This window comes from Microbacterium proteolyticum, assembly GCF_029639405.1.
Taxonomy (GTDB): Bacteria; Actinomycetota; Actinomycetes; order Actinomycetales; family Microbacteriaceae; genus Microbacterium.
Genome location: NZ_CP121274.1, coordinates 833,133 through 859,813, shown reverse-complemented (window position 1 = coordinate 859,813; position 26,681 = coordinate 833,133). Strand labels below are relative to the sequence as shown.

The 26,681-nt window shown below is 71.5% G+C and carries 23 protein-coding genes; 16 read left to right on the top strand and 7 right to left on the bottom strand.

The window, feature by feature from the left end; genetic code table 11:
• Window position 1: 1 nt before the first annotated feature.
• From P8R59_RS04805 to P8R59_RS04790, 4 genes are all read left to right on the top strand, one after another.
• Window positions 2-994: a DnaJ C-terminal domain-containing protein gene (locus tag P8R59_RS04805; RefSeq protein WP_278102975.1), complete on the top strand. Its 993-nt coding sequence runs from the start codon at window positions 2-4 to the stop codon at window positions 992-994.
• A gap of 67 nt (window positions 995-1,061) precedes the next feature.
• A complete protein-coding gene (locus tag P8R59_RS04800) occupies window positions 1,062-1,505 on the top strand; it encodes a heat shock protein transcriptional repressor HspR (protein ID WP_077051248.1) in 444 nt (147 codons plus the stop codon).
• Window positions 1,506-1,697: 192 nt separating this feature from the next.
• Window positions 1,698-2,534, top strand: coding sequence for an alpha/beta fold hydrolase (locus P8R59_RS04795; RefSeq protein ID WP_278102974.1), 837 nt, complete (start codon window positions 1,698-1,700; stop codon window positions 2,532-2,534).
• Window positions 2,535-2,678: 144 nt separating this feature from the next.
• Window positions 2,679-3,725, top strand: coding sequence for a helix-turn-helix domain-containing protein (locus tag P8R59_RS04790; protein ID WP_278102973.1), 1,047 nt, complete (start codon window positions 2,679-2,681; stop codon window positions 3,723-3,725).
• A 69-nt stretch (window positions 3,726-3,794) separates the two neighbouring features.
• Here P8R59_RS04790 and P8R59_RS04785 read toward each other — a convergent pair whose 3' ends face one another.
• A complete protein-coding gene (locus P8R59_RS04785; RefSeq protein ID WP_278102972.1) occupies window positions 3,795-4,391 on the bottom strand; it encodes a TetR/AcrR family transcriptional regulator in 597 nt (198 codons plus the stop codon).
• A 142-nt stretch (window positions 4,392-4,533) separates the two neighbouring features.
• On the opposite strand from P8R59_RS04785, the gene P8R59_RS04780 reads away from it, so the two are divergent.
• Window positions 4,534-5,424 carry a helix-turn-helix transcriptional regulator gene (locus P8R59_RS04780; protein ID WP_278102971.1) on the top strand — a complete coding sequence of 297 codons (891 nt, stop codon included), beginning with the start codon at window positions 4,534-4,536 and terminating at the stop codon, window positions 5,422-5,424.
• A gap of 7 nt (window positions 5,425-5,431) precedes the next feature.
• Here the strand turns inward: P8R59_RS04780 and P8R59_RS04775 are convergent, their stop codons facing one another.
• Window positions 5,432-6,439, bottom strand: a complete 1,008-nt coding sequence (locus P8R59_RS04775; protein WP_278102970.1) for a GlxA family transcriptional regulator — start codon at window positions 6,437-6,439, stop codon at window positions 5,432-5,434.
• Between the two features lie 179 nt (window positions 6,440-6,618).
• Between P8R59_RS04775 and P8R59_RS04770 the strand changes: the two genes are divergently transcribed.
• Window positions 6,619-7,341 (top strand): potassium channel family protein, encoded by a 723-nt coding sequence (locus P8R59_RS04770; protein WP_278102969.1) that lies wholly within the window; start codon window positions 6,619-6,621, stop codon window positions 7,339-7,341.
• A gap of 37 nt (window positions 7,342-7,378) precedes the next feature.
• On the opposite strand, the gene P8R59_RS04765 is transcribed toward P8R59_RS04770, so the two are convergent.
• The gene (locus P8R59_RS04765) at window positions 7,379-7,972 is read right to left on the bottom strand and encodes a hypothetical protein (protein ID WP_278102968.1); all 594 of its coding nucleotides are present in this window, start codon (window positions 7,970-7,972) and stop codon (window positions 7,379-7,381) included.
• A 141-nt stretch (window positions 7,973-8,113) separates the two neighbouring features.
• On the opposite strand from P8R59_RS04765, the gene P8R59_RS04760 reads away from it, so the two are divergent.
• From P8R59_RS04760 to P8R59_RS04745, 4 genes are all read left to right on the top strand, one after another.
• A complete protein-coding gene (locus P8R59_RS04760; protein ID WP_278103790.1) occupies window positions 8,114-9,841 on the top strand; it encodes an ABC transporter ATP-binding protein in 1,728 nt (575 codons plus the stop codon).
• Window positions 9,838-11,862 carry an ABC transporter ATP-binding protein gene (locus P8R59_RS04755; RefSeq protein ID WP_278102967.1) on the top strand — a complete coding sequence of 675 codons (2,025 nt, stop codon included), beginning with the start codon at window positions 9,838-9,840 and terminating at the stop codon, window positions 11,860-11,862. The genes P8R59_RS04760 and P8R59_RS04755 overlap by 4 nt, the downstream gene beginning before the upstream one ends.
• Window positions 11,863-12,093: 231 nt before the next feature.
• On the top strand, window positions 12,094-13,302 hold the full coding sequence (locus tag P8R59_RS04750; RefSeq protein ID WP_278102966.1) for a glycosyltransferase: 1,209 nt from the start codon (window positions 12,094-12,096) through the stop codon (window positions 13,300-13,302).
• Between the two features lie 4 nt (window positions 13,303-13,306).
• Entirely contained in the window at window positions 13,307-14,539 is a 1,233-nt protein-coding gene (locus P8R59_RS04745) for a glycosyltransferase family 4 protein (protein ID WP_278102965.1), read from the top strand.
• On the opposite strand, the gene P8R59_RS04740 is transcribed toward P8R59_RS04745, so the two are convergent.
• Entirely contained in the window at window positions 14,512-14,802 is a 291-nt protein-coding gene (locus P8R59_RS04740; protein WP_278102964.1) for a hypothetical protein, read from the bottom strand. The two genes, P8R59_RS04745 and P8R59_RS04740, sit on opposite strands and share 28 nt — an antisense overlap.
• A gap of 85 nt (window positions 14,803-14,887) precedes the next feature.
• Between P8R59_RS04740 and P8R59_RS04735 the strand changes: the two genes are divergently transcribed.
• On the top strand, window positions 14,888-15,877 hold the full coding sequence (locus P8R59_RS04735) for a GlxA family transcriptional regulator (RefSeq protein WP_278102963.1): 990 nt from the start codon (window positions 14,888-14,890) through the stop codon (window positions 15,875-15,877).
• A gap of 21 nt (window positions 15,878-15,898) precedes the next feature.
• Here P8R59_RS04735 and P8R59_RS04730 read toward each other — a convergent pair whose 3' ends face one another.
• The gene (locus P8R59_RS04730; RefSeq protein WP_278102962.1) at window positions 15,899-17,275 is read right to left on the bottom strand and encodes a DUF2252 domain-containing protein; all 1,377 of its coding nucleotides are present in this window, start codon (window positions 17,273-17,275) and stop codon (window positions 15,899-15,901) included.
• 128 nt (window positions 17,276-17,403) lie between these two features.
• Between P8R59_RS04730 and P8R59_RS04725 the strand changes: the two genes are divergently transcribed.
• The 3 genes from P8R59_RS04725 to P8R59_RS04715 all read left to right on the top strand — a co-directional run bounded on the left by P8R59_RS04725 (window position 17,404) and on the right by P8R59_RS04715 (window position 21,723).
• Window positions 17,404-19,605: an ATP-dependent Clp protease ATP-binding subunit gene (locus P8R59_RS04725; RefSeq protein WP_278102961.1), complete on the top strand. Its 2,202-nt coding sequence runs from the start codon at window positions 17,404-17,406 to the stop codon at window positions 19,603-19,605.
• A gap of 344 nt (window positions 19,606-19,949) precedes the next feature.
• Entirely contained in the window at window positions 19,950-20,417 is a 468-nt protein-coding gene (rraA, locus tag P8R59_RS04720; protein ID WP_077051261.1) for a ribonuclease E activity regulator RraA, read from the top strand.
• Between the two features lie 13 nt (window positions 20,418-20,430).
• A complete protein-coding gene (locus P8R59_RS04715; protein ID WP_278102959.1) occupies window positions 20,431-21,723 on the top strand; it encodes a cation:proton antiporter in 1,293 nt (430 codons plus the stop codon).
• A gap of 193 nt (window positions 21,724-21,916) precedes the next feature.
• Here the strand turns inward: P8R59_RS04715 and P8R59_RS04710 are convergent, their stop codons facing one another.
• Both P8R59_RS04710 and P8R59_RS04705 read right to left on the bottom strand, forming a co-directional pair.
• Window positions 21,917-22,501 carry a nitroreductase family protein gene (locus P8R59_RS04710; RefSeq protein ID WP_077051263.1) on the bottom strand — a complete coding sequence of 195 codons (585 nt, stop codon included), beginning with the start codon at window positions 22,499-22,501 and terminating at the stop codon, window positions 21,917-21,919.
• 98 nt (window positions 22,502-22,599) lie between these two features.
• Window positions 22,600-23,967 (bottom strand): glucose-6-phosphate dehydrogenase, encoded by a 1,368-nt coding sequence (locus tag P8R59_RS04705; protein WP_278102958.1) that lies wholly within the window; start codon window positions 23,965-23,967, stop codon window positions 22,600-22,602.
• Between the two features lie 84 nt (window positions 23,968-24,051).
• On the opposite strand from P8R59_RS04705, the gene P8R59_RS04700 reads away from it, so the two are divergent.
• Together P8R59_RS04700 and P8R59_RS04695 are read left to right on the top strand one after the other, a co-directional pair.
• Window positions 24,052-25,851, top strand: coding sequence for a glycoside hydrolase family 15 protein (locus P8R59_RS04700; RefSeq protein ID WP_431606879.1), 1,800 nt, complete (start codon window positions 24,052-24,054; stop codon window positions 25,849-25,851).
• 42 nt (window positions 25,852-25,893) lie between these two features.
• On the top strand, window positions 25,894-26,634 hold the full coding sequence (locus P8R59_RS04695; protein ID WP_278102956.1) for a hypothetical protein: 741 nt from the start codon (window positions 25,894-25,896) through the stop codon (window positions 26,632-26,634).
• Window positions 26,635-26,681: the final 47 nt, after the last annotated feature.

Sequence of the window (26,681 nt, the reverse complement as noted above, 5' to 3'; positions counted from 1 at the left end):
CATGGCGAGTCAGGACTGGTTCGACAAGGACTTCTACAAGGTCCTCGGTGTCGACAAGGGCGTGAGCGCTGCCGATCTGAAGAAGACGTACCGCAAGCTCGCGCGCCAGTACCACCCCGACTCGAACCCGGGTGATGCCAAGGCCGAGGCGAAGTTCAAGGAGATCAGCGAGGCCTACGCGGTGCTCAACGACCCCGAGCAGCGCGAGGAGTACGACCAGATCCGGGCCATGGGCTCGGGGGCGCGCTTCTCGGCACCCGGGGCCGGCGGGGGCGGCGGTTTCGACGACGTCTTCAGCCGGTTCGGTCAGCAGCGCGGAAGCGCGTCCGCTCCCGGCGGTGGCTTCGAGGACTTCTTCTCGATGTTCGACCAGCAGGGCGGCGGCTTCGGCTCCGGCCGGTTCGGTCAGACCACGGGCGGCTACCGCGGCTTCGGTGGACCGCAGCGCGGAGCCGACGTCACCGCCCGGACGACGCTCGACTTCGTCACCGCCGCCAAGGGCGAGACGATCACCCTGCAGGGCGAGGACGGTGTCCCGTTCAAGGTGAAGATCCCCGCGGGGGTCGCCGACGGCCAGAAGATCCGACTGCGCGGTCGCGGCCGTCCGTCTCCGGACGGCGGCGAGAACGGCGACATCGTCGTGACGGTCGCGGTCCGACCCCACCCGGTGTTCTCGCGCGAGGGGCTCAACCTGCGGCTGACGGTCCCCGTGACCTTCACCGAGGCGGCCCTCGGCGCCACGATCGAGGTGCCCACCCTCGGGGGAGAGCCCGTGCGGCTGCGTGTCGCACCGGGCACCCCCTCCGGACGCGTCTTGCGCGTCAAGGGGCGCGGCATCCATTCGTCCAAGGGCACCGGCGACCTGCTCGCCGAAGTCCAGGTGGCCGTTCCGCAGCACCTCAGCGACGAAGCCCGCGAGGCCCTCGAGCGCTTCCACGCGCTCGAACCGAAAGAGAATCCCCGCGCCGACCTGATGGCCAAGGCGCGTCAGTGACGCCGTGCTCCTGGCATCCGCCACAATCGGATGCCAGGAGCACGCGATCCACGAGAGAGGAGAGGCCGTGTCCGACAAGGAACTCGATGAGGATGCGCCGATCTTCGCGATCGCCGTGGCCGCCGAGCTGTCGAACATGCACCCGCAGACGCTGCGGCAGTACGACCGGCTCGGCCTGGTCGTGCCCGCCCGCACGCAGGGTGGATCGCGGCGGTACTCCAGCCGTCACGTGCAGCAGTTGCGCGAGGTCGCGCGCCTGTCGAGCGAGGGGATGAGTCTCCCCGCGATCGCGCGTCTCCTGGCGCTCGAGGAGCGGGTGCACGAACTCGCGCGGCGCGTCACCGACCTGGAGCGTCAGCTGATGGCCGAGCGCCAATCGCGTCCGGGCGCGCGGGTCTTCGCCGCGGGGGCCACGGGTTCGGTGGTGACGCTGCGCCACGGGGCGCGCGTGCGGCGGGCGACCGACGTGGTGCTCTGGCGCCCGGGCGGGTTGCTCGACGACGAGGACTGACGGCCGACGCGCCGGGACGCGCTGAGGGTGCGCGGCGACGCGTGACCCGCACCTCGCCGCCGGTCGGACGTTTCTCGGACGATTGTCGGATGCCGGTTCCCCCACCCCCTCCTACAGTGAGGCGTGTTCACCGGCGACGCCCCGGAACACACCCCCGGAGGGCGCTCGTCGAACATCCGAGCGGAGGCTGACATGCCATTTGTGACCACGACCGACGGTGCCGAGATCTTCTACAAGGACTGGGGCAGCACCGACGCCCAGCCCCTCGTCTTCCACCACGGATGGCCGCTGTCGTCCGACGACTGGGACGCCCAGCTGCTGTACTTCCTCGACAAGGGCTACCGCGTCATCGCCAGCGACCGCCGCGGTCACGGCCGCTCGTCGCAGATCGGCACCGGCCACGACATGGACCACTACGCCAGCGACGTCAGCGCCGTCGTCGAGCACCTCGACCTGCACAACGCCATCCACATCGGTCACTCGACCGGTGGCGGCCAGGTCGCCCGCTACGTCGCGCAGTACGGCGAGCCGCAGGGTCGCGTCGCCAAGGCCGTGCTCGTCGCCGCCGTGCCGCCGATCATGCTGCAGAGCGACACCAACCCCGAGGGCACCCCGCTGTCGGTGTTCGACGGGTTCCGCGAGGCGCTCGCCGCCAACCGTGCGGAGTTCTTCGAGGCCGTGGCATCCGGCCCCTTCTACGGCTTCAACCGTGAGGGCGTCACCGCCTCGCAGCCCGTCATCGACAACTGGTGGCGCCAGGGGATGACCGGCAGCGCGCAGGCCCACTACCTCGGCATCAAGGCGTTCTCCGAGACCGACCAGACCGAGGACCTCAAGGCCATCACGGTCCCGGTGCTCGTGCTCCAGGGCGACGATGACCAGGTCGTGCCGTACAAGGCCGCCGCGCTCCTGCAGCACGAGCTGCTGCAGAACTCGACCCTCAAGATCTACGAGGGCTACCCGCACGGCATGCTCACGACGCACGCCGACGTGATCAACCCCGACATCCTGGCGTTCATCCAGGAGTGATCGGTTCTCCGCATCCGACGGCGCGCTCCCACCCGGGGCGCGCCGTCGTCGTTCCACCGTGGGTCTCAGAGGGCCACGCGCGTCGCGGCGGGCGTCCGTACCGTGGGCCGTACCCACCCCGGACCGCACGTGAGGAGCCGCACGATGCACCCGCCGCAGATCATCGATCAGTTGTCCCACGCCCTCGGTCGACGCGTGACCCTCCGCCGCGCCGATGAGCCCGCGGATGCCGACGCCGACATCGCGTTCGGCGGTGGTGCGCTGCGCATCGGCGGAACGGCGCGTGCCGACCTCTCGCCGCGCGAGTGGGCCGTGGTCGACGCCGCGGTGCACCTCCTCGAGATGGCCTCCGGCGCGAGTCCCGCGGCGCGCCGCGACCGCGTGTTCGCGAACCTCATCGACGACGACTCGAGCGTGCGTCGGGATGCGCTGTGGGAGCTCCGTTCCCGCCGCTGGATCGACGGCCGCGCCGACGGCATCGAGCTGCTCGCCGTGGTGCTCGACCCGGCACCGGAACTGGGCATCGTCGCGTTCGGGCGCCGCCTGGCGACCGTCCTCCACGGTGCCGTGCAGTTCGTCGGCGCCCACCGAGGAGCCGCGATCTTCGTGGCATCCCGCACCCTCGACCTCGACGCCCGGAACAGGGCGGTGGATGCCGAGGCCGCCGCGCAGGGCATGACCGCCCGGGGGTTCGCGCTGGCGGCGGGGTCGCCCGACGACGGCGACGTGGATGACGCGGTTTCGCGCGCGATCCGCTCCGCGCACCTGCGCGCGACCCTCCCCGAGCAGGTGACCTCGGTGCGCGCCGAGGACCTCGGCGGCTGGGCGCTCGTGCAGACGCTGCCCCGCTCGCGCTCGCTCCTCGTGCAGGCGTGCCCGGCGGCGTTCGTCCTCGCGTCCGCGGAAGACTCGACGCAGCGCGACACCGTCGAGGCGTACCTGGATGCCGCGGGGCGCGCCTCCGTCGCCTGCCAGCGCCTGCACATCCACCGCACGACGCTGTACTACCGGCTCGAGCAGATGCCGGAGGCCGTCCGCGAGGCCCTGGCCGACGGCCTGCAGCGGAGCACGCTGCACCTGACCCTCAAGCTCCTGCGGCTGTGGGACGAGGAGCTGCGCCGCGAGGAGCCGGCCGCGGTGACGCCGGTGCCGCTGCCGCGCGAGCGCACCGCGGAGCGTCTGTTGGCGTAGAACCGACGGCCCGGGCGCCGACCCCGCCGGGCGCGGGCGAAGCTGCGGACGGGCCCGGGCACCCGGGCGTCAGGCCGGGCGTGCGACCAGCCGCGACGAACGCGCCGCGAGCTCGCGCAACCGCCGCGGCGGCACACGCAGGCGGCTGAGCTGCACGATGCCCTGGGAGGCGAGCACCGTGGTCTCGGCCGCGCGCCGTGCGTCTGCGGGCGAGAGGGCGATGTGGTGGGCGTCAGCGGTCTCGCACAGCCGTGCGGTGAGCGCGGACTCCATCTCGTCGATCGCGGCGTCCGCCACCGCGAGGACCTCGGGGAACCGGTCGCCGAGCTCGGCGATGCTGTTGAGCATGAGGCATCCACGTCGGTCCGCGTAGGAGAGGCAGTCGGAGACGACGCGGTCGAGGTACTCCGAGGCGGCGGCTTCGAGGTCGGCGCTGGGTCCCGCCGGACCGCCGGAGGCGAGCTCGACGCGAGCCGCGCAGTAGCGGCCGAAGACGCGGAGGAAGAGTCCGAGCTTGCTGCCGTAGCGCGCGTAGAGGCTGCTCGTGCCGACGCCGGATGCACGGGCGACCTCCTCGAGCGAGGTCCGGTCGTATCCGCGCGTCCAGAACAGCTCCTGCGCCGTATCGAGCAGATTCTGCTCGTCGTACTGCCGAGGCCGACCCATGAGGCAACGCTATCCCGTCGCCCCCGGGGGCTCTCAATGCACTCGTCCGGTTGCGACGTACTCCTGTCCGTTCGTGCAGCACGGGAGGAACCGCTCCCACGGAGAATTGGAGGGAGCATTCCACTACTCGCCGGAGGCTGATGTGAACGACACCGCGGGGCCGTTGGCCGCGTTCCTTCGCGACCGCCGCGAGTCGTTGACGCCCGAGCGGGTGGGGATCGCGCGGGAGCCGCGCCGACGCGTGCGGGGCCTGCGGCGCACCGAGGTGGCAGACCTCGCCGGCATCAGCAGCGACTACTACCTGCGGCTCGAGCAGGGCCGCGGTCACCAGCCATCACGGCAGGTGCTCTCGGCGCTCGGCCGTGCGCTGCTCCTCGACGGCCCCGGCGAGGAGTATCTCCACCGCATCGCCGATCTTTCCGGCGACGGCCCACCGTCGGCCGAGGAGGACGACCTCCCGGAGGGCGTGGCGATGCTCGTCGACCTGTACGCCGACACCCCCGCCTACGCCCTCAACGGCACCCTCGACGTCGTCGCCGTGAACGCCCCGGGGCGGTTGCTCGCACCCGACCAGCTGCGCATCGGTTCCAACCTCCTGGTCTCGGTGTTCGAGCATTTCCCCGACCCGCACTCCGAGCCGGACTGGCGTCGGACGGCCGAGACGCTCGCCGCCGCGCTGCGGTACTACGCCGACCCCCGGAGCCCGCGCCTGCGGGAGCTCGTGGCGGGGCTGTCGGCGAGCGACCCGCGCTTCGCGGCGATCTGGAGCCGGTGCGAGATCCGCCCGCACCGCAGCTCACGGCCGATGGTGCACATCGAGCCGCACGGCTGGGTGCGCCTCCACAGCGAGACCCTCGCCGTCCCCGGCACCTCCGGCTACACCGTCACGGTCTTCTTCGCAGAACCGCGCACCCCGGGCGTCGCCGCTCTTCGCGATCTCGTCGCCCGCGCGCGGGCGGAGGACGAGGGGGATGCCGAGTACGTGGCATCCCCGTCCCTCGCGTCCGGGGTGCCCCGGCGGCAGGCGCTCTGACCCCGGGTCAGGCGGGGGACGGGAGGTCGTCCTCCACGGGGGACGGTGCGTCCGTGACGCTCGATGCGCGGAACCGCCGCTGATACGCCGACGGTGTCGTCCGATACCGGTCCACGAACGCGCGGCGGAGCGCGGCGGCGGACGAGAATCCCGCCGCCGCGGCGGACTCGGCGACCGTACGCCCGTTCTCGAGCTGGTTCACGGCGAGCTCGAGCCGCAGCGTCGCGATGTAGGCGCTCGGCGTGACGCCGAGTTCTTCGCGGATGACACGGGTGAGATGCCGCGGGCTGACGTTCACGTGCGCGGCCAGTCCGGTCACGGTCGTCGGCCGGGTCGGATCGTTCGAGACGTACTCGGCCACCGCCTGCGCGAGGGGCGTCCGCGGAGCCGGGAGCTTCAGCGCCGCGGAGAACTGCGACTGCCCCGCCGAGCGGCGCATGTACACCAGCAGGTGCTGCGCGACGCTGCGCGCGACGTCGGTGCCGAGATCCTCCTCGAGCAGGGCGAGCGCGAGGTCGATCCCGGCGGCAACGCCCGCCGACGTGTAGATGTCGCCCTGCCGCGTGTAGATGCGCTCCGAGTCCACCGCGACGAGCGGATACCGGTCGGCGAGCATGTCGGCGAACTTCCAGTGCGTGGTCGCGGGGAAGCCGTCGAGCAGGCCCGTCGCCGCCAGTCCGAACGCGCCGCTGCAGATCGAGGCGACCCGCCGCGATCTCTGCGAGAGCGACAGGATCGCCGCGCGCAACTCGGGGTCGTCGAAGACGGCGGGGGCCAGCTCGCTGCCCGGGATGATCACCGTGTCGAGCGGCCCGCTGTCCGCGGCCGCGCCATCGACGCCCAGGCGCAGCCCCATGAACGCCTCGACGCCTTCGCCGGTGGGCGAGAAGAACAGGATCTCGTACGCCTCGGTCGCGAGATTCGCCTCGGAGAACACCTCGGCCGGGCCGACGAAGTCCAACGCCTTCACCCCGTCGAACAGAAGGAAGCCGATGCGGCGGCGTTCGGCATCCATGTCGTGTCCTCCGGGTGATGCACGGGCGAGGGATGCCTCCACCCTTCCACCGATCGGGCTCCGGCACACGGCGATCTCCTCCGACAGGTGTCGCAGCGGCCGCTCGCGGCGCTCGCGTTCTGTGGGGCCGCGCCCGGCGCTCCTCGCCAGCGCGTGATCGCCGGTCCTAGAGTGCGAACATGACGCTCGCAACCGTTCCTCCCCCGGTGGGCCGACGCGGCGAGAGCGCCGCGACGCGGCGGTGGGAGGCGTGGACCTACTGGCCGCTCACCGGCCTCGCCCTGCTGTGGGTGGTCGTCTACACCGCGCAGGTGATCGGCGACATCCGAGGGCGCTGGGAGGGCGTCACCTTCACGTTCATGCTCGCGGTGCAGGTCGTCTTCGCCGGCGACTACCTTGTGCGCCTGCTGTGGGCGCGGCCGCGGGGTGTGTGGTTCCGGGCCCATCTGCTCGATCTCGCCGTGGTGTTCGTGCCGATCCTCCGGCCGGTGCGGCTGCTGGGTGCCCTGACCCGGCTGACGAGCTTCACCCGCACGGCCGGCAGTTCGGTGCGCGCGCAGCTGATCATCTACGGTCTCGGCAGCGTGCTGCTGCTCATCTGGCAGGTCGCCCTCGTGGTGCTCCAGACCGAACGGCACGCCCCGGGGGCGAACATCCGCACGTTCGGCGACGCCCTGTGGTGGGCCGTGTGCACCGTGACCACGGTCGGTTACGGCGACTACGCGCCCGTCACGGTCGTCGGTCGACTCGCCGCCGTCGTGCTCATGGCCGGGGGAGTGGTGCTCGTCGGTCTCATCGTCGCGACGATCTCGTCGTGGGCGAGCGAGCGCGTCGCCCACGCGCACGACCGGCGTCGGGTTCAGCCCGACGACGCGGTCGATCTCGCGCACCCCGACCGGTGAGGGCCCGCGGTCCGCACCGTCGAGCGGGGTCGCGTCGTCAGGCCGGACCGAGCCGCAGCACCGTGGCCGACTCGCCCACGCGCAGGTCGTCCACGACCCGGAGCGTCCGCGCGACGTCGTCGACGGCCGCGATCACGGTGCCGAACCGCTCGCGGTCGGCGCACACGGCGGTGACCGTGACGAAGTGCGCGCCCGTGTCCCACGTGTAGGTCGCGAAGGGAGGCGTGCGCGTATCGGTGGGAAGCGGCATCGCGAGCTTCTCGCCGACCCCGAGGTGCGGGTTGGGGAACGACTCGGTGTCGTCGTACTCCATGGGCATCATCGCGCGCGCGGCGCGCAGCTGCGACGTCGCCTCCTGCAACTGCGCCATGACGACGAGCAGGTCGGGGTCGCTGCGCCACACCCACACCAGCACGCGGCCGGCCGCGCGGCGCATGAGGAGCGGCGCGGCCTGACTCGCCACCCAGGCGAAAAGCCCGCTGCCCGGGCGCTCGGTCGCGCCGACCGCGCGGTTCGCCTGCGTCAGCAGCATCCGGATCGCGGCCTTGCGATGGCGTCTGCCGCGCAGCCCGAGCGAGCCGGTGACGGGCACCCAGAGGTCGGTGGGGGCGTCTGCCTGGAGTCGGGGCATGGCTCCAGCCTACGAGTCCGGATGCCACGATGCCGGGGTCGTCGTACGCCGACGGCGGAAGCGCTCCCGCGATGTCGGAGGTTCGTGCCACTCTTGATCCGCGGTGGTCGTGCCGCCCCGATCGGACTCCCGGAGAACGTCGTGCTCGGAAAGCTCCTCATTCGGTATCTCTCGAGATACCGCTGGCTCCTCGTCGCCATCCTGGCGTTCCAGGCCGCGTCCGCCGTCGCGACGCTGTACCTGCCCCGCCTGAACGCCGACATCATCAACCTCGGCGTCGCCCAGGGCGACACCGGATACATCTGGTCGCGCGGCGCGATCATGCTCGTCATCTCGCTCGGGCAGATCACGGCATCCGTCATCGCCACGTACTTCGCCGCGCGTGCGGCGATGGCCGCCGGGCGCGACATCCGTCGCGACGTCTTCGAGTGCGTGAGCGGATTCTCGGAGCGGGAGCTCTCGCAGTTCGGTGCCGGGTCGCTCATCACGCGCAACACGAACGACGTGCAGCAGGTGCAGATGCTCGCGATGATGGGCGCGACGATGCTCGTCAGCGCCCCGCTCCTCGCGATCGGCGGCATCATCATGGCCCTGCAGCAAGACGTGGGCCTCAGCTGGCTGATCGGCGTCGCGGTGCCGGTGCTGCTGGTCCTGGTCGCGCTGATCATCGCGCGGATGGTGCCGCTCTTCCGGAGCTACCAGACCAAGCTCGACGCGGTGAACCGCATCATGCGCGAGCAGCTCACCGGTGTGCGCGTGGTCCGCGCTTTCGTGCGCGAGCGCATCGAAGAAGAGCGCTTCCGCGGCGCGAACACCGACATCCTCGTCGTGGGTCGCAAGGTCGGCTCGCTCTTCGTCCTGCTGTTCCCGCTCGCGATGCTCTTGCTGAACGTCACCGTGGTCGGGGTCATCTGGTTCGGCGGCATCCAGGTCGACGCCGGCGGGGTCGAGATCGGCACGCTCTTCGCCTTCATCCAGTACGTCGCCCAGATCCTCGGCGGCGTGCTCATGGCCAGCTTCATGACGGTGATGATCCCGCGCGCCGCGGTCTCGGCCGAGCGCATCACCGAGGTGCTCGACAGCGACTCCACCCTCCGTCGTCCCGAGAACCCCGTCGCAGCCTTCCCCGCTCCGGGAGAGGTCGTCTTCGACGACGTGGCGTTCGCGTACCCGGGGGCCGAGGCGCCGGTCGTCTCGGGCATCAGCTTCACCGCGGCTCCCGGCGAGACCGTCGCGATCGTCGGATCGACGGGAGCGGGGAAGACGACGCTCGTCTCGCTCATCCCGCGCCTGTTCGACGTAACCGACGGCGCCGTGCGCGTCGGCGGCGTCGACGTGCGGGAGGCCGACCTCGACGAGCTGTGGCGCGGCATCGGGCTCGTGCCGCAGCGTCCGTTCCTCTTCAGCGGCACGGTCGCCTCGAACCTGCGATTCGGTCGAGAAGAGGCGACCGATGACGAGTTGTGGCGCGCGCTCGAGATCGCGCAGGGCCGCGACTTCGTTCAAGAGATGGAGGGCGGCCTCGAAGCCCGCATCGCCCAGGGCGGCACGAACGTGTCCGGCGGGCAGCGCCAGCGCCTGGCCATCGCCCGCGCGATCGTGCACCGCCCGCGCATCCTGGTCTTCGACGACTCCTTCTCGGCCCTCGACCTCACCACCGACGCGCGATTGCGCAGAGCCCTGTGGGAGGAACTGCCGGACGTGACGAAGATCGTCGTGGCGCAGCGCGTCTCGACGATCACCGGAGCCGACCGCATCGTGGTGCTCGAAGACGGGCGGATGGTCGGGCTCGGCAGCCACGACGAGCTGCTCCAGACCAGTGCCACGTACCGCGAGATCGTCGAATCGCAGCTGGGGGTGGAAGCATGAGCACGCCCGACGCCCTCACCGAGGAAGAACGCGCCGAGCTCGAACTCGCCGAGCAGGCCCGCCAGGGTTCCGGCGACTGGAACAGCGTCGCACCGGGCAAGGCCGCGGCCTTCGGCCCGAGCTTCCGCCGTCTCATCGGTCTGCTGCGGCCCTACGCGTGGGCCTTCGCCTTCGTCTCGTTCCTCGGGGCGATCGGCGTGGTGCTCGCGGTGCTCGCCCCGCGCGTCCTGGGCAACGCCACGAACATCATCTTCGAGGGCGTCGTCTCGAAGTCCCTGGCCCAGGGCTTCCCCGAGGGCACCCCGAAGGACACCGTCGTCGACGCGCTCCGCTCCGCCGGGCAGGGCGACGTCGCCAACATCGTCTCCGCCATGGACAACTTCCAGGTCGGGGCCGGGGTCGACTTCGACGCGCTGCGCGTCGTCATCGTCACCGTCCTCGCGATCTACGTCGGCTCGTCGCTGCTGTCCTGGATCCAGGGCTACGTCATCAACGTGATCATGGTGCGCACCATGTGGCGCCTGCGCGAAGACGTCGAGGCCAAGATCAACCGCCTGCCGCTGTCGTACTTCGACAAGGTGCAGCGCGGCGAGCTCATCTCGCGCGTGACCAACGACATCGACAACATCACGCAGACGATGCAGCAATCGCTCTCTAGCGCCCTCACCTCGGTGCTGACGGTGGTCGGCGTGCTCATCATGATGTTCAGCATCTCGTGGCAGCTGGCCCTCGTCGCCCTCGTCTCGCTGCCGCTCATGGCGGTGATCTTCGGCGTCATCGGACCCCAGTCGCAGAAGGCCTTCGGCGAGCAGTGGAAGAAGGTCGGCCGCCTGAACGCCCGCATCGAGGAGTCGTTCTCGGGCCACGCGCTCGTGAAGGTGTACGGCCGCGAGAAGGACGCGCGCGAGAAGTTCGAGGTCGAGAACGACGAGCTGTTCGAGGCGAGCTTCAAGGCGCAGTTCCTCTCCGGCATGATCATGCCCGGCATGATGTTCGTCGGGAACCTCACCTACGTGGGCATCGCGGTGCTGGGCGGCCTGATGGTCGCCGGCGGACAGATCCGCCTCGGCGACGTGCAGGCCTTCATCCAGTACTCGCAGCAGTTCACCCAGCCGCTGTCGCAGCTGGGCGGCATGGCCGCCGTCGTGCAGTCGGGCACCGCTTCGGCCGAGCGCGTGTTCGCGCTCCTCGACGCCGAAGAGCAGGACCCGGATGCCGACGACGCCCCGGCCCATGTCGAGGGCCGCGGTGTCATCGAGTTCCAGTCGGTGCGGTTCTCGTACACGCCCGACCGGCCGCTCATCCGCGACCTGTCGTTCCGCGTCGAGCCCGGCCAGACGGTGGCGATCGTCGGGCCGACCGGCGCGGGCAAGACCACGCTCGTCAACCTCATCATGCGGTTCTACGAGCTCGACGGAGGCCGCATCCTCCTCGACGGGCAGGACATCGCCGACCTCCGCCGCGACGACGTGCGTTCGCGCACCGGCATGGTGCTGCAGGACCCGTGGCTGTTCGCCGGCACGATCCGCGACAACATCCGGTACGGACGCGAGTCGGCCACCGACGAAGAGATCGTCGAGGCCGCCGTCGCGACGCGCGTCGACCAGTTCGTCCACTCCCTGCCCGAGGGGTACGACACGGTCCTCGACGAGGATGCCGCGAACGTCTCCGCCGGCGAGAAGCAGCTCATCACGATCGCGCGCGCGTTCGTCGCGCGGCCGTCCGTGCTGATCCTCGACGAGGCGACGTCGTCGGTCGACACGCGAACGGAGCTGCTGCTGCAGCAGGCGATGGCGGCCCTCCGGGAGGGGCGCACATCGTTCGTCATCGCGCACCGCCTGTCGACCATCCGCGACGCCGACCTCATCCTCGTGATGGAGCACGGCGACATCGTCGAGCAGGGATCGCACGACGAACTGATCTCCGCGCACGGCGCTTACTGGCGCCTCTACCAGTCGCAGTTCGAGAGCGCGGCCGACGACGGCGCGCCCGTGCTCGACCCGAGCGCCGCGCGCGGCTGACGCCGCCCGCAGCGTTTGGGGCGCGTTCTGCCGTTTGGGGCGAGATTCCCGCGCCCCAAACGGAGGAACCCGCCCCAAACGAAAGGAGCGCGGAACGGGAGCGTGTGGACAGCCGACGGGCCCCGCGCGCGGGCGGCATCCGGGGTCCTCCAAAACCGCTCGGGTACAGTTGTGACGCGCATGCACCGCACCGTGCGACCCGTTCCGCCGCACAGATAGGCCTCACCACCCGTGACCACTCCTGCGACGCCCGCCCCCTCACCCTCGCCCGACCGCCCGCTCAGGGTCCTGATCGGCGCCGACACCTTCCTCCCGCACGTCAACGGCGCGGCGCGCTTCGCCGAGCGGCTCGCCGCCGGTCTCGTGGCGCGCGGACACGACGTCCACGTCATGGCGCCGAGCGACGGGCACCGCAACACCGGTGTGTTCACCGAGGTCATCGAGGGCGAACCGATGACCATGCACCGTCTTCCGTCGTGGCGCTTCCTGCCGCACGACTGGCTGACGTTCGTCCTGCCGTGGCGGGCGAAGCACTACGCCCGACGGGTGCTCGACGACGTGAAGCCCGACGTGGTGCACATCCAGTCGCACATCATCATCGGGCGCGGCCTCGCGCGCGAAGCCAAGAAGCGCGGCATCCCGCTCATCGCCACCAACCACGTGATGGCCGAGAACATCCTCGACTTCACGACGCTGCCCGACTTCCTCGACCGCATCTTCGTCAAGCTCGCCTGGGCCGACGCGAAGCGCACGTTCGCCCTCACCCGCGCGGTGACCACTCCCACGCGCCGTGCGGCGGACTTCCTCGAGTCGACGATCGACATCCACGGCGTCATCCCGGTCTCTTGCGGCATCGACCGGTCGAACTACACCGCCGACCTCGAGCCGCGCGACGCGAACCGCATCCTCTTCGTCGGACGCCTGACGAGCGAGAAGGGCATCGACGTCGTCCTGCACGCGCTCGCGCAACTCGACCCGGCCCTGAACGCCACGTTCGACGTCGTCGGCGGCGGTGACCAGCGCCGCAACCTCGAGCAGCTCGCCGCCCAGCTCGGCGTCGCCGATCGCGTGACGTTCCACGGACACGCGTCCGAGGAAGACCTCCGCTCCCTGTACACGCGGGCGAGCGTGTTCGCGATCGCCTCGATCGCCGAACTCCAGTCGATCGCGACGATGGAGGCGATGGCATCCGGTCTGCCGATCGTTGCGGCCAACGCCGTCGCCCTCCCGCACCTCGTGCACGACGGCGAGAACGGCTACCTCTTCGAGCCGGGTGACGCCGACGAGCTCGCCGCGCGCCTCACCGACGTGCTGACCGCCGAGCCCGACGAGCGTCGCCGCATGCAGCAGGCGTCGCTCGACGGGGTGCGGGTGCACGACATCGGCCGCACGCTCGACACGTTCGAGGCGCTCTACCACGGACGGCCGATCCCGGAGTGACCCCGTGCACGTGGTGATGTTCGCCGACCAGCACGTGGAGTCGCTGGGCGGTGCGCAGGTGTCGATGCGGTTGCAGCGGCGGTTCCTCGAGCGCGCCGGCCACACCGTGACGATCGTCGCGCCTCGGATGCATCGCCCGGCCCCCACCGACGCCGCGTACGTCGACCTCCCGTCGATCCCGGTCACCCTCGACCGCGAGTACGCGCTCTCGTGGCCGGGTCGCCGGACGGATCGTCTCGTGGATGCCGCGCTGGCCGGCCGCGCGCCCGTCGACGTCGTGCACGTGCAGGCGGATTTCTGGGGCGCGTTCATCGGCCACCGGTACGCCGCACGGCAGGGGCTCCCGGTCGTGCACACGATGCACAACCGCGTCGACGTCGGCATCGAGGCGACCGCCCCGTTCCCGGGGCTCGTGATGCGGGTGCTCAACGCGTGGGCGCGCCGGGCGCTTCGGCCCGCGCTGCGCGGCCGGGACGCCCGGCACGAGCCCGACGGCTGGGCCTACCTGCGCCGTCTCGCACGGCTGTCGGCCGCGGTCACGGCGCCGTCGGCGCACTTCGCGCGGCGGCTCGAGGCGCACGGCGCGGTCCCCGGCGACACCGTCCGAGGCGCCGACGACACCGCCCGCGTCGACGTCGTCTGGAACGGCATCGACGACGACATCCTGGATGCCGCGCTCGCGGCGGGATCCGCCGAGCGGCGCCCCGGCCGCCCGAGGTTCGTGTGGATCGGTCGCATGAGCCCGGAGAAGCGGCTCCTGCCCTTCCTCGAGGCCGTGGCGGCAGCGGGCATCGACGCCGAGGTCGAGGTCATCGGCGGGGGAGCGCAGCTGCGCGCGGCCCGTCGCCTCGTGGAGCGCACGCGCCCGGTGGCATCCATCCATTTCGCGGGGAGGATGCCGTACGCCCGGACGCTCGCGCGTCTCGCCGCGGCGGACGCCGTCGTGCAGACCTCGATCGGCTTCGAGACGCAGGGCATGACGGTGTTCGAGGCCGCATCGCTCGGGACTCCCGCCGTCGTCAGCGACCCCGACATCGCCGCGGAGCTCGGCGGGGGCGTCTGGAGCGTCGCGGATGCCACGGTCGCGGCGCTCGCCGAGACTCTGCGCCGCGCGGCGGCCGACATCGCCGCGGGCTCCCCGGTCGCGGTGGATCCGACGATCGGGGAGCGGTTCCGGCAGTCGTCGCGCACGGCGGCGATGGTCGAGGTCTACGCCCGGGCCGTCGCGCCGCGCTGAGCGCGCTGGACGCGGCCGGGGGTCGCGCGCCGCGACGCGTCGGCGGCCTCGGGTGCGGCGGCCCCGGTCGCAGCTGCGGCGGACGCCGCTGAGGCGGACGCGGCGGGCGATGCGGCGTCGTCGCGCGGTGCGCGGAGCTCGCTGCCGCCGGGGAGGCGGCGGGGGTCGGTGGGGACGCGGCGGTAGCCGTCGGTGCGGATCAGCCAGACGGAGGCGCCGATCCCGATCAGGGCGAGGAGGCCGAAAGCGATGAAGTATGCCATGGCAGAGAAACTACGTCTGTACGAATCATGCCTGCGAGTGGCATGATGGACGACGTTCGATGTATTTCTGCCACCCGGAGGATCCATGCGTTCCGTCGCCGTCGTCGTCCAGCCCGGCTTCGCCCCGTTCGAGTTCGGCCTCGCGTGCGAGGCGTTCGGACTCGACCGGAGCGATGACGGCATCCCGAACTTCGACTTCCGCATCGTGAGCCCCGACCCGGGCGTGGTCCCGTCGAACATCGGGTTCTCCATCAACGTCGAGCACGGTCTCGACGCCGCCGACGACGTCGACATCCTCGTCCTGGCCCCGATCCCCCGCGCGCAGTGGGAGGACGTCGACGAACGCGTGATCGACCTCGTGCGCCGTGCCGACGCCCGCGACGCGTGGCTGCTGAGCGTGTGCAGCGGCTCGTTCGTCCTCGCCGCCGCGGGCGTCCTCGACGGGCGTCGCGCCACAACCCACTGGCGCTACGCCCACACGATGGCCCGCATGTATCCCGAGATCGAGGTCGACCCCGACGTGCTGTACGTCCAGTCGGGCAACATCATCACGAGCGCCGGTACCGCGGCGGGGCTCGACGCATGCCTGCACCTGCTCCGGCAGGAACTGGGAGCCGAACTCGCCAACCGCATCGCCCGGCGGATGGTCGTCGCGCCGCAGCGCGACGGCGGGCAGGCGCAGTTCATCGCGGCCCCGATCCCCGTCGACACGTCGCTGTCGCTCGCCCCCGTCACCGAGTGGATGATGCAGAACCTGCACGCCGACCTGTCGGTCGAGCGGCTCGCGGCCCGCGCGCACATGTCGCCGCGGACGTTCGCGCGCCGCTTCAAGGCCGACTTCGGTGCGACGCCGGCCGCGTGGCTGGCGCGGCAGCGGCTGCTGCACGCCCAGCGGCTCCTCGAGGAGACCGACCTCGGCCTCGACCGCATCGCGTCGGAGTGCGGCTTCGGCTCGGCGGCGGTGCTGCGGCAGAACTTCGCCCGCACGATGGGGCTCACCCCCACCGCGTACCGCGCCCGCTTCTCGTGCTCCGACGACGTGGTCGCGCCCCCGCGGGAGGCCGTGCCGGCCTGACCTCGCCGGGCCGTCCCCGCCTCAGGCGTGCGCGGCGACGAAGGCGGCGTGGTCCGCGCGCGACACGTCGGCGTACGCGAACGCCCAGGATGCCAGTGCCTCGGTCACCGCGCGACCGGAGCCGACGTAGCCCGCCACGGCGGCGGCATCCGGAGACTGCGCGTGTGCGCGCGCCAGGGTGACCCCGCACGCCTGGGCGTATCGGCGGAACGGCTGGTCGGCGAGCTCCACCATCTCGATGCCGCCCTTCATGTCGTGGAACTGGCGCACGTAGTAGTCGGCCTCGGCGCCCCGGACGTGCCCGAGGAACGGGTCGGACACGCCCTGGAGGACGCGCTGCAGCGACACGACCCGCGCCCCCTCCCCGTCGGACGCGATGAGCGCGACCAGTGATTCCGGCTGACGGATGCCGCCGAACTGCTGCAGCACGCTGGCGCCGGCCTGTTTCCCCTGGAGGACGAAGGCGTGAGCGTCCCCGTCCTGCAGGAGCAGGAGGTAGCAGCGGGTTCCGACGCTGCCCACGCCCACCACGCGACGCGCGACGTCGGTGATGCTGTACTGCTCGAGGGTCAGGCGCACGTCGACGTTCGCCGACGTCCGGTAGGCGCCGTCGACGGCGAGGACGCGCGCGGCGAGCTCCGCGTCGACGGGGGCCATGAGCGGCGGCTGGTGCACGAACGCGAGGCGTCCCGCCCCCACGTCGGTGGTGAGGCGGCGGACGGCGCGGGCGCCGGTCCGACGTTCCGCGTCGGCCATGGCGTTCTTCAGCACGGCACGGGAGGCGCGGTCCAGCGAGTCGAGGACGTCGCGCGGCCCGAAGTGCTCGAAGTAGCGCTCGATCGGGTCGCGCTGGGCCAGTGCGCGGATCGCGCGGATGTAGGAGCCGATCGTCGCCTCGACGGCATCCCGGACGACGGACTCGTCGCGTCCGGTCTCCGCGCCGGCGAGGACGACGCTGGTGAGGAGCCTCTTGAGGTCCCATTCCCACGGCGCCCAGGCCGCTTCGTCGAAGTCGTTGAGGTCGAAGACGAGGGTGCGCTGCGGTGAGGCGTAGAAGCCGAAGTTCGCCACGTGGGCGTCGCCGCACGAGGCGACGTGGAACGGGGTGGACGGGTCGCGCGCGAGGTCGGCGGCCATGACGGCCGCGGAGCCGCGGTAGAAGGCGAACGGGTTCGCCGACATCCGCTCGATGCGCAACGGCACGAGTTCGGGGATGCGCGTCGCATTCTGCGCATCCAGGATGCCGAGCGGATCGCGGCCCTCGACGGTGAGGCGTGCGAGATCGCGCCGCGGCAATCGCTTCCGCATCTCGCGACCCTGAGCGCGGCGCTCGGTCGACGAGGGCGGCGGGTTCCACGGGATGTCGGGGCGGGGCGCGATGGCCGTACCTGTGCTCACGCGCTCACCATAGACCCGCCGATGCCGCAGCGGTGGGGGGTGTCTCGGCATCCATTGCCCTTCCGACCGGCCACTGCTAAACTTGAGTCAACGCAACTCAAGTTTGCGAAAGATTTCCAGGAGACACCATGAACGCCACACAACAGCCCGGACAGGAGGACGCGCGGAGCGCCCTCGAGCAGTTCGGCATCAACCTCACCGACCGGGCCCGGCAGGGCAAGCTCGACCCCGTCATCGGGCGCGACAGCGAGATCCGCCGGGTCAGCCAGGTGCTGACGCGCCGCACGAAGAACAACCCCGTCCTCATCGGCGAACCCGGCGTCGGCAAGACCGCCGTCGTCGAGGGGCTCGCTCAGCGCATCGTCGCGGGCGACGTCGCCGAGAGCCTCAAGAACAAGGAGCTCGTCGCCCTCGACATCTCGGCGCTCGTCGCCGGCGCGATGTACCGCGGCCAGTTCGAGGAGCGCCTGAAGAGCGTCCTCAAAGAGATCACCGAATCCGACGGCCGCATCATCACCTTCATCGACGAGCTGCACGTGCTCATGGGTGCGGGCGGCGGCGAGGGGTCCGTCGCGGCATCCAACATGCTCAAGCCCATGCTCGCCCGCGGAGAACTGCGCCTGATCGGTGCGACCACCCTCGACGAGTACCGCGAGTTCATCGAGAAGGATGCCGCCCTCGAACGCCGCTTCCAGCAGGTGTACGTCGGCGAGCCCAGCGTCGAAGACACGATCGCGATCCTCCGCGGCCTCAAGGAGCGCTACGAGGCGCACCACAAGGTCGCCATCGCCGACGCGGCGCTGGTGGCCGCGGCATCCCTGTCCAACCGCTACATCCCGTCGCGGCAGCTGCCCGACAAGGCCATCGACCTCATCGACGAAGCCGCGTCGCGCCTGCGCATGGAGATCGACTCGGCCCCGCTCGAGATCGACGAACTGCGTCGACACGTCGACCGCCTCAAGCTCGAAGAGCTCGCGCTGAAGAAAGAGAAGGACGCCGCCTCGAAGGAGCGCCTGGCGACCCTCCGCGAGACCCTCGCGGCCGAGCAGGCGAAGCTCGACGAGCTGCAGGCCCGCTGGGAGCGCGAGCGCGCGTCGCTCAACCGCGTCGGCGACCTGAAGACGCGTCTCGACGCCGCCCGCGTGGATGCCGAGCGCGCGCAGCGCGAGGGCAACCTGGAGCGCGCGTCGCGCCTGCTGTACGCCGACATCCCGGCGCTCGAGCGCGAGCTGATGACCGCGGAGCGCGAGGAGCCCGCGGGCGACCGCATGGTCAACGAGCAGGTCACCGACGAAGACATCGCGGCGGTCATCGCGGCGTGGACCGGCATCCCCGTCGGTCGTCTCCTGCAGGGCGAGACCGAGAAGCTGCTCCACCTCGAGCGCGAGCTCGGCAAGCGCCTGATCGGACAGAAGGATGCCGTGAAGGCGGTGTCCGACGCGGTGCGGCGCTCGCGCGCCGGCATCAGCGACCCGAACCGCCCGGTCGGCTCCTTCCTGTTCCTCGGCCCCACGGGTGTCGGCAAGACCGAGCTCGCGAAGGCGCTCGCCGACTTCCTGTTCGACGACGAGCACGCCATGGTGCGCATCGACATGTCGGAGTACGGCGAGAAGCACTCCGTCGCGCGGCTCGTCGGTGCCCCTCCGGGGTACATCGGCTACGAGCAGGGCGGTCAGCTTACCGAGGCCGTGCGTCGGCGCCCGTACAGCGTCGTGCTGCTCGACGAGGTCGAGAAGGCGCACCCCGAGGTGTTCGACATCCTGCTGCAGGTGATGGACGACGGTCGGCTGACCGACGGTCAGGGCCGCACGGTCGATTTCACCAACGTCATCCTGATCCTGACGTCGAACCTCGGCTCGCCGATCCTCATCGACCCGACGCTGTCGATCGAGACCAAGCGCGAGCAGGTGCAGGCCCTCGTGCGGCAGGCGTTCAAGCCCGAGTTCGTGAACCGCCTCGATGACATCGTCATCTTCCAGGCGCTCACCGAGGACGACCTCGCCCAGATCGTCGAGCTCGCGGTCGACGCGCTGCACAAGCGTCTCCGCGAACGTCGCCTGACGCTCGCGGTCACGCCCGACGCCCGGTCGTGGCTCGCCGAGCGCGGATACGACCCGGTGTACGGCGCACGTCCGCTCCGCCGCCTGATCCAGTCCGAGGTGCAGGACCGCCTCGCGATGGCGATCCTCGCGGGCGGGGTGCACGACGGCGACGTGGTGAAGGTCGACGTCGCGAGCGACGGCGAGTCGCTGGTGCTCTCGAGCGCCGGCCCCGCCGCCGAACCCGTGGCCGACGACGACGACGTGATCGAGGCCGAGATCATCGAGTAACCCGGTAGTGCCGGTCCCGGGTCCCGGGTGCCGGGTGCCGGGACCCTGGCTTCGGCTTCGGCTTCGGCTTCGGCTTCGGCTTCGGCTTCGGCTCTGGCTCCGGCTCCGGCTCTGGCGCCCGGCTCGGGCCCCCGGCTCCGGAATAAACGCGATCCACGCGTAGAAACGCGCTCTCCCCGTGTTTCTCGTCGTGGATCGCGTTTATGCGTGGGGTGGATGCCGGGAGCCGGCACCGCGTGGGGTGGAGGCCGGGAGCCGGTGGCGCGTGGGGTGGGATGCCGGGAGCGGGCGCCGCGTGGGATGCCGCGGCGCCCCGGACCCCCGCCCGCCGCTACCCTGGCCGCATGACGATCGCGACGGCCGACCTCTACGACGAGCGCGGTGAAGACCTCGACTCGCTCGCGCTGCAGCTGCTCGACCTCGGCGGCCGCGTCGCTTTCGCGGGCCCGATCCGCACGGTGCGATGCCACCGCGACAACGCCCTGGTCAAGCAGGTCCTGGCCACGCCGGGCGAGGGTTCGGTGCTGGTGATCGACGGCGGCGGTTCGCTCGAGTCGGCGCTGGTCGGCGACCTCATCGCCGCGTCCGCCGTTGAGAACGGCTGGGCGGGGATCATCGTGAACGGCGCGATCCGCGACCGCACCGCCCTGGCCGGGCTGCCCCTCGGCGTGAAGGCGCTCGGTTCGAATCCGCGCAAGAGCGCGAAGGACGGCGTCGGCGAGATCGACGTGCCCGTGACGATCGCGGGCGTCGTCTTCACCCCCGGCCGGCACGTCTGGGCCGACGCCGACGGCGTGCTCGTCGAGCGCTGAGACGCGGCATCCGGTGCCCGTCTTCTTCCTCGTCGGCATCGCCGTCATCCTGCTGTGGTCGCTGGTCGCGCACCGATTCGAACGGATCGGTGCGCTGGGCCCCGCGTTCCTCGCGCTGGCCGGGGCGGTGCTGGTCTTCGCCGACCCGGACGGCTTCTCGTCGGCTCTGGCGGGGTCGGAGGCCGAGCGCGTGGTCGAACTCGTGTTGGCGGTGCTGCTCTTCGTCGACGCGTGCGACGTCCGCGGTGGCGTGTTCGGCGGGGTGGGGCGTGCGCTCGCGCGGCTCGTGCTGATCGCCCTGCCGCTTGCGTTGATCCTCGCCGTGCTCGCGGGGTTCGCGCTGCTGCCCGATGTGAACGTGCTCGTCCTCGTGGTGATCGCGTGCGTCGTGATGCCCACCGACTTCGCCCCCGCGGCGATGCTGCTGCGCTCACCGCGCATCCCCGAGCGCGTCCGGCGGATCCTCACCGTCGAGAGCGGCTACAACGACGGCGTCGTGTCGCCGATCTTCGGCGTGTTCCTCGCGGCGGCCGTCGCGCTCCCCGCGCTCCTCGCCGCCGCCGAGTCGGGAGCCGACCTCGACGCGCAGCCCGAGCTCGTGAAGAACCTCGAGGACATGTTCGACGCCTTCTTCGGTGCGGCCCCCGCCACGATCGCGGCGATCGTGATCGGCGGGGCCGTCGGTGGTGCGATCGGCATCCTCGCCCGCTGGACCGTCGCGCGGAGATGGGCGGATGCCAGTGGCATCCGGTACGTCATGCTCCTGACGCCGCTGCTCGCCTACGGGATCGCAACCCTCAGCGACATCGCCGCGAACGGCTTCGTCGCCGCGTTCGTGGCGGGCATCGTCTATCGACTCACGCGCGCGAAGGACCTCGAGGGGCGCAACGTCCCCCATGCCGAGACGCTCCTCGTCGAGGAGGCGGGGACCCTCGCGGCCAACATCATCTGGTTCGTCATGGGGGCGGTGCTCACGGTCGTGATCCTCGACGGCGTCGATCTGCGCGTGGTGATCTTCGCGGCGCTCGCCGTCACGGTGCTGCGGGCGATCCCGGTCGGCATCGCCCTGCTGCGCTCGCCGATCTCGTGGCGCGACCGGGCGCTGATCGGGTTCGTCGGTCCGCGCGGGACGGCGACCATCGTGTTCGGGCTTCTCGCGTACAACCGCCTCCCCGAGGACACGGGCGACGTCGTGCTGTCGACCATGGTGTTCACGGTGGTGCTCAGCATCCTGTTCCACGGGGTGGTGACCCCGTTCGCGGTGCGGCGGTTGCTTCCCGAGGTGTCGGGGCGCCAGATCACGTGATGTCGCCGAGGTGACCCGGCGTGTGCGCGCCACGGCGGGTGGCTTCGCCCAGATCACGTGATGTGGCTCCCCCGGGACCCGCCGCAGACGCCTCCGCCCCCGTACCGCGAGTGCGGGTACGGGGGCGGAGGGATGCCGGGGACCGGCGGGGCGTCAGGCGTCGAGCAGCAGCGACTCGGGGACCGGCGGGGCGTCAGGCGTCGAGCAGCAGCGACTCGGCGAGGGGACGGCGCGTGCGGGGCGCGGACTCACGGGCGCGGACGGCCTCGTCGGCGGCATCCGGGTCTCCGAAGGCGCCGACGGCGATCACGGTCACGGGCGTGAAGCGGGCGTCGATGTCGAACGCGGCGCGCAGGTCGTCGGGGGAGAAGCCGCCCATGGTGTGGGTGGCGAGGCCGCGGGCGTGAGCCTCGACCGTGAAGAACGCGGCGGACTGGCCGGCGTCGTAGACGGCCCACGGGCGGGCGTTGCCCTCGTCGTCGACGGTCTCGGCCAGGACGACGAGCAGTGCGCCGGCGGACGGCGCCCAGCCCTGGTTGAACCCGACGAGCGACTCGACGACCTTCGCGTGCGCTTCGGTCCCGCGACGGGCGAGCAGGAAGCGCCACGGCTGGGTGTTGTTGGCCGAGGGCGACCAGCGGGCGGCCTCGAGGGCGGCGCGCAGCGCCTCCTCGTCGATGGGGGCGTCGGCGTCGAAGACGCGGGTGCTCCAGCGCTCGGCCAGGACGTCGAGGATCGGGACGTCGGTCTGCGCGGTGCGGTCGAGAACGTGGGACATGGGGGTACTCCTCGGGGGTGAGAACGATGCCGGGGCTCCGTCGACCCGATCCATGGAACGCGGTCGAGCCGCCGGATGTTCCCGTGTGACGGAGAAAGTCACAGCCCCCAGGACGCCGGGCCGGCCGTGCCCGCCGGGTACTCGTCGAGCGGCACCTGACCGGCGCGCCACGCGTCGATGACCGGCTGCACGATGCGCCAGCACTGCTCGGCGGCGTCGCCGCGCACGGCGAGCATGGCGTCGCCGTCCAGGATGCCGGAGAGCACCTCGCCGTACGCCTTCAGGCCGCCCTCGCCGAGGTCGGCCGCGAGGGTCACGCGTTCGAGCTCGAGCGGGTCGTCGGCGCCGTTGACGTTCAGGCCGAGACTCATCGTGTCGGGGCCGAGCGAGAACGTGAGCACGGAAGGGTCGCTCTCGCCGACGAACCCGTCGGGCAGGTGCCGCACGGGCTGGAAGGTGACGGTCACCGCCGGGTCTCCGGCATCCGGGCCCAGGGCCTTGCCCGACCGCAGCACGATCGGCACGCCCTGCCAGCGGGCGGTGCGCACCTCGACCGTCATCTCGGCGAGGGTCTCGGTCTGCCGCGCGGGGTCGACGCCGGGCTCGTCGGCGTAGGACGTGAAGTGGCGGTCGCCGATCGTGCCCTCGGTGTACCGGGCGCGGCGCGAGCTCTTCACAGGGTCGTCGCCCCACACGTGGGTCGCGCGCAGCACCGCGGAGGTGGCATCCCGGAGGTCGAGCTGGTCGAGGGAGGACGGCGGCTCCATCGTCACGAACGCCATGACCTGCAGCAGATGGCTTTGGATCATGTCGACGAGGGCGCCGGCGTGGTCGTAGTACCCCGCGCGGCCCTCGAGCCCGAGCTTCTCGGGGAAGTCGACCGTGATCGCGGCGATGTCGTCGGCCGACCACACGCTCTCGATGAGCCGGTTGGCGAAGCGGACGCCGAGGAGGTTGAGCACCGTCGACCGGCCGAGGAAGTGGTCGATGCGGAACACCTGGTTCTCGGGGACGAGCTTCGCGACCTGCTGGTTGAGCGCGTGGGCGCTGGCCTCGTCGGTGCCGAACGGCTTCTCGAGCGCGAGGATCGTGCCCTCGGGGATGGTCACGTCGGCCAGGGCCACGCACGCCTTCTCGGCGACGGCCGGCGGGACGGCGAAGTACAGCGCCGGCCGCCCCTCGGCGGCATCCAGGAGCTCCTGCAGATCGGACGCCTTCGTGATGTCGGCCTGGCTGTAGGCGGTCTCGGCGACCTTGTCGAAGGCCTCCTCGGCGCCCATCGTCGCGAACGAGGCGCGCACGGTGTCGCGCCACTTCTCGTCGGTCCAGTCCTCCATGCCCGCGCCGTGCAGCCGCACCGAGCGGTTCGGCTCGCGCGTGAGCAGCTGCCCGAGGGCGGGGAGCAGGAGACGCGAGGTGAGGTCGCCCGAAGCGCCCAGGATGATGAGGGTGGTGTCCGCCGGCATGGGGCCACCGTAGCGCCCCGGTCCGACACCGACGGGTCGCTTGCAGCCGGCCCACGGATGCCACTAGCGAGATGCACGGCCACGATGTCGGCATCCCCTGCCACAATCACGAGGGTGAGCACCGCGATCGAGGACTACGCCGTCCTCAGCAACTGCCGATCCGCCGCCCTGGTGTCCCGCTGGGGAAGCATCGACTGGCTCTGCTTGCCCCGCTACGACAGCGGATCGATGTTCGGAGCGCTGCTGGGCGACGAGTCGCACGGGGCGTGGTCGTTGCGTCCGAGCGATCCGGATGCCACGGTCACCCGCCACTACGACGCCGACACGTTCGTGCTGGTCACGCGCTGGGAGACGCCGACCGGGGTCGCCGAAGTGCACGATGCGATGCCCATCGACGAGGGCGTCGAGGCCGTGGTGCGTCGCGTCGTTGGGATCTCGGGCGAAGTCGACTTCGTCAGCGAGGTGCGCTTCCGGTTCGACTACGCCCGTGCGGTGCCGTGGGTGCGGCAGATCGGTACCGGTCGCGAGCACGCGATCCTCGCGGTGGCGGGCCCGGATGCCGTGGTGCTCCGCGGTCCGCGCCTGATCGCGGTCGACACCGCGCACCGCGCCCTGTGGACCACCGTCGCGGGCGAGAGCGTCGACTCGGTGCTGTCGTGGGGGCCGTCGTGGCAGGAGCCGCCCGCCCCGATCGACGTGGATGCCACCCTGAAACGCACCATCGAATGGTGGGCCTCGTGGGCGGAACGCGTGCAGGCGGCCGGCGAGCACGCGGACCTCGTCACGCGTTCGCTCCTGGTCCTCCGGGCGCTGACGCACGCCGAGACGGGCGGCATCGTCGCCGCGGCCACCACGTCGCTCCCCGAGGCCTTCGGCGGCGAACGCAACTGGGACTACCGGTACGTGTGGCTCCGCGACGCGGCGCTGACCCTCGTCGCGTACATCGACCACGGCTACCTCGACGCCGCGCACCGCTGGCGCACGTGGCTGCTGCGCGCGATCGCCGGAGACCCCGCCGACGTGCAGATCATGTACGGCATCGCGGGGGAGCGCGACCTCCCCGAGCGCGAGATCACGAGCCTCCCCGGGTACGACGGGGCGCGGCCGGTCCGCATCGGCAACGGGGCGGTGGATCAGTACCAGGCCGACGTGATCGGCGAGGTCATGGTCGCGCTCGACGCCGCGCGCACCGCGGGTGTGGCGGAGACCACGTTCTCGTGGGCGTTGCAGCGTGCGCTGCTCGACCAGCTCGTGCAGTGGGTCGACCGTCCCGACAACGGCATCTGGGAGATGCGCGGAGACCCGCACTTCTTCACCCACTCCCGTGCGATGGTGTGGGCGGCGTTCGATCGCGGCATCCGGGCCGTCGAAGAGAACGGTCTCGACGGCGAGGTCGACACGTGGCGGCAGCTGCGCGACCGCGTACGGGCCGATATCGACGCGCACGGCGTGCACGCCGGTGGCTGGTTCACGCAGCACGCCGACACCGACGAGGTCGACGCATCGCTGCTGATCCTGCCCCAGGTCGGGTTCTGCGCCTACGACGACCCGCGCATGCTCGCGACGGTCGAGCGGATGGAGCAGACGCTCATGCCCGACGGGTGGCTCCTGCGGTACCGCACGACGGGCGTCGACGGACTCGCGGGAGACGAGCACCCGTTCCTCGCGTGCTCGTTCTGGCTCGTCGGCCAGTACGCGCGCACGGGTCGCCGCGACGATGCCGTCGCACTGATGCGGCGGCTGACCGCGGTCGCCAACGACGTCGGCCTGTTGTCCGAGGAGTACGACCCGCGCGGCGGGCGGCAGGCCGGCAACACTCCGCAGGCGCTCTCGCACCTCGCCCTCGTGGGGGCCGCCGACGCCCTGGGGGCCACGGCTCGCTGACGACCGCCCCACCCGCCCCCCGGGCGGTTCTAGAGTCGGGGCATGAGCGACGATGACGTCGAGCTGAACCATCTGCGCGAGCGCGTGTACGGCGACACCGCGACTCCGGCGACACCGGCGGAGATCGCGCGCCTCGCCGTCCTCGAGGAGGGTGCCCGCGCGAGTCGTGCGCCGACGCCCGCGCCCGGCGGCGCACCGGCCGTCACCGCGCCGGCCGTCACCGCACCGGCCGTCACCGCGCCGGCCGCCGCCGATCCGTCCGACGCCGTCGAGCACACCCCCGTGGATGCCGTGCCTCCCCGCCACCGCGCCCTCGCGGTCATCGCCGCGGTCACGGCGGCGGGAGTGCTGCTGGGGGCGGGATACGCCGCGGGCGTGGCCTCGCCCGCCTTCGTCGGCGCGTCCGTCACTCCCTCGCCGTCGCCGTCGACGCGGTATCCCGAGCTGGCGTTCCCGCAGACCGAGGACGACGTCATCTCGGCGAGCATCATCGACGACAGCGGAATCGATCCCGCCACGACCCGGTACATCGCCGTCATGCGCGGGTTCCGGGTGTTCCTCGCTCAGGCCGAGCGCGGCGAAGGGGTGTGCGTCGTGACGCTCATCGCGGTGAATGACCAGCCGTGGTCGGCGGGATGCACGACCGGAGGACCCTTCGACGACGGCGCGGTCTTCGGCATCGACCAGCACCTGAGCATCGGCCTCGGCGACACGTCCCGCATGTCGATCCGCGGCGCCCCCGTGCGGCTGTCGGAGTCGGTCACGGCGTACGTCGTCGAGTGAGGCGGCGGCCGCGGGGGCGGCGTGCGCAAGCTCCGCGATCCGCGCAA

Excerpts from the sequence above, each read along its gene's own strand:
- P8R59_RS04805 (WP_278102975.1), top strand. The coding sequence starts at position 2 with ATGGCGAGTCAGGACTGGTTCGACAAGGACTTCTACAAGGTCCTCGGT.
- P8R59_RS04795 (WP_278102974.1), top strand. The coding sequence starts at position 1,698 with ATGCCATTTGTGACCACGACCGACGGTGCCGAGATCTTCTACAAGGAC.
- P8R59_RS04790 (WP_278102973.1), top strand. The coding sequence starts at position 2,679 with ATGCACCCGCCGCAGATCATCGATCAGTTGTCCCACGCCCTCGGTCGA.
- P8R59_RS04785 (WP_278102972.1), bottom strand. The coding sequence starts at position 4,391 with ATGGGTCGGCCTCGGCAGTACGACGAGCAGAATCTGCTCGATACGGCG.
- P8R59_RS04775 (WP_278102970.1), bottom strand. The coding sequence starts at position 6,439 with ATGGATGCCGAACGCCGCCGCATCGGCTTCCTTCTGTTCGACGGGGTG.
- P8R59_RS04770 (WP_278102969.1), top strand. The coding sequence starts at position 6,619 with ATGACGCTCGCAACCGTTCCTCCCCCGGTGGGCCGACGCGGCGAGAGC.
- P8R59_RS04765 (WP_278102968.1), bottom strand. The coding sequence starts at position 7,972 with ATGCCCCGACTCCAGGCAGACGCCCCCACCGACCTCTGGGTGCCCGTC.
- P8R59_RS04755 (WP_278102967.1), top strand. The coding sequence starts at position 9,838 with ATGAGCACGCCCGACGCCCTCACCGAGGAAGAACGCGCCGAGCTCGAA.
- P8R59_RS04740 (WP_278102964.1), bottom strand. The coding sequence starts at position 14,802 with ATGGCATACTTCATCGCTTTCGGCCTCCTCGCCCTGATCGGGATCGGC.
- P8R59_RS04735 (WP_278102963.1), top strand. The coding sequence starts at position 14,888 with ATGCGTTCCGTCGCCGTCGTCGTCCAGCCCGGCTTCGCCCCGTTCGAG.
- P8R59_RS04725 (WP_278102961.1), top strand. The coding sequence starts at position 17,404 with ATGAACGCCACACAACAGCCCGGACAGGAGGACGCGCGGAGCGCCCTC.
- rraA (WP_077051261.1), top strand. The coding sequence starts at position 19,950 with ATGACGATCGCGACGGCCGACCTCTACGACGAGCGCGGTGAAGACCTC.
- P8R59_RS04710 (WP_077051263.1), bottom strand. The coding sequence starts at position 22,501 with ATGTCCCACGTTCTCGACCGCACCGCGCAGACCGACGTCCCGATCCTC.
- P8R59_RS04705 (WP_278102958.1), bottom strand. The coding sequence starts at position 23,967 with ATGCCGGCGGACACCACCCTCATCATCCTGGGCGCTTCGGGCGACCTC.
- P8R59_RS04700 (WP_431606879.1), top strand. The coding sequence starts at position 24,052 with ATGTCGGCATCCCCTGCCACAATCACGAGGGTGAGCACCGCGATCGAG.
- P8R59_RS04695 (WP_278102956.1), top strand. The coding sequence starts at position 25,894 with ATGAGCGACGATGACGTCGAGCTGAACCATCTGCGCGAGCGCGTGTAC.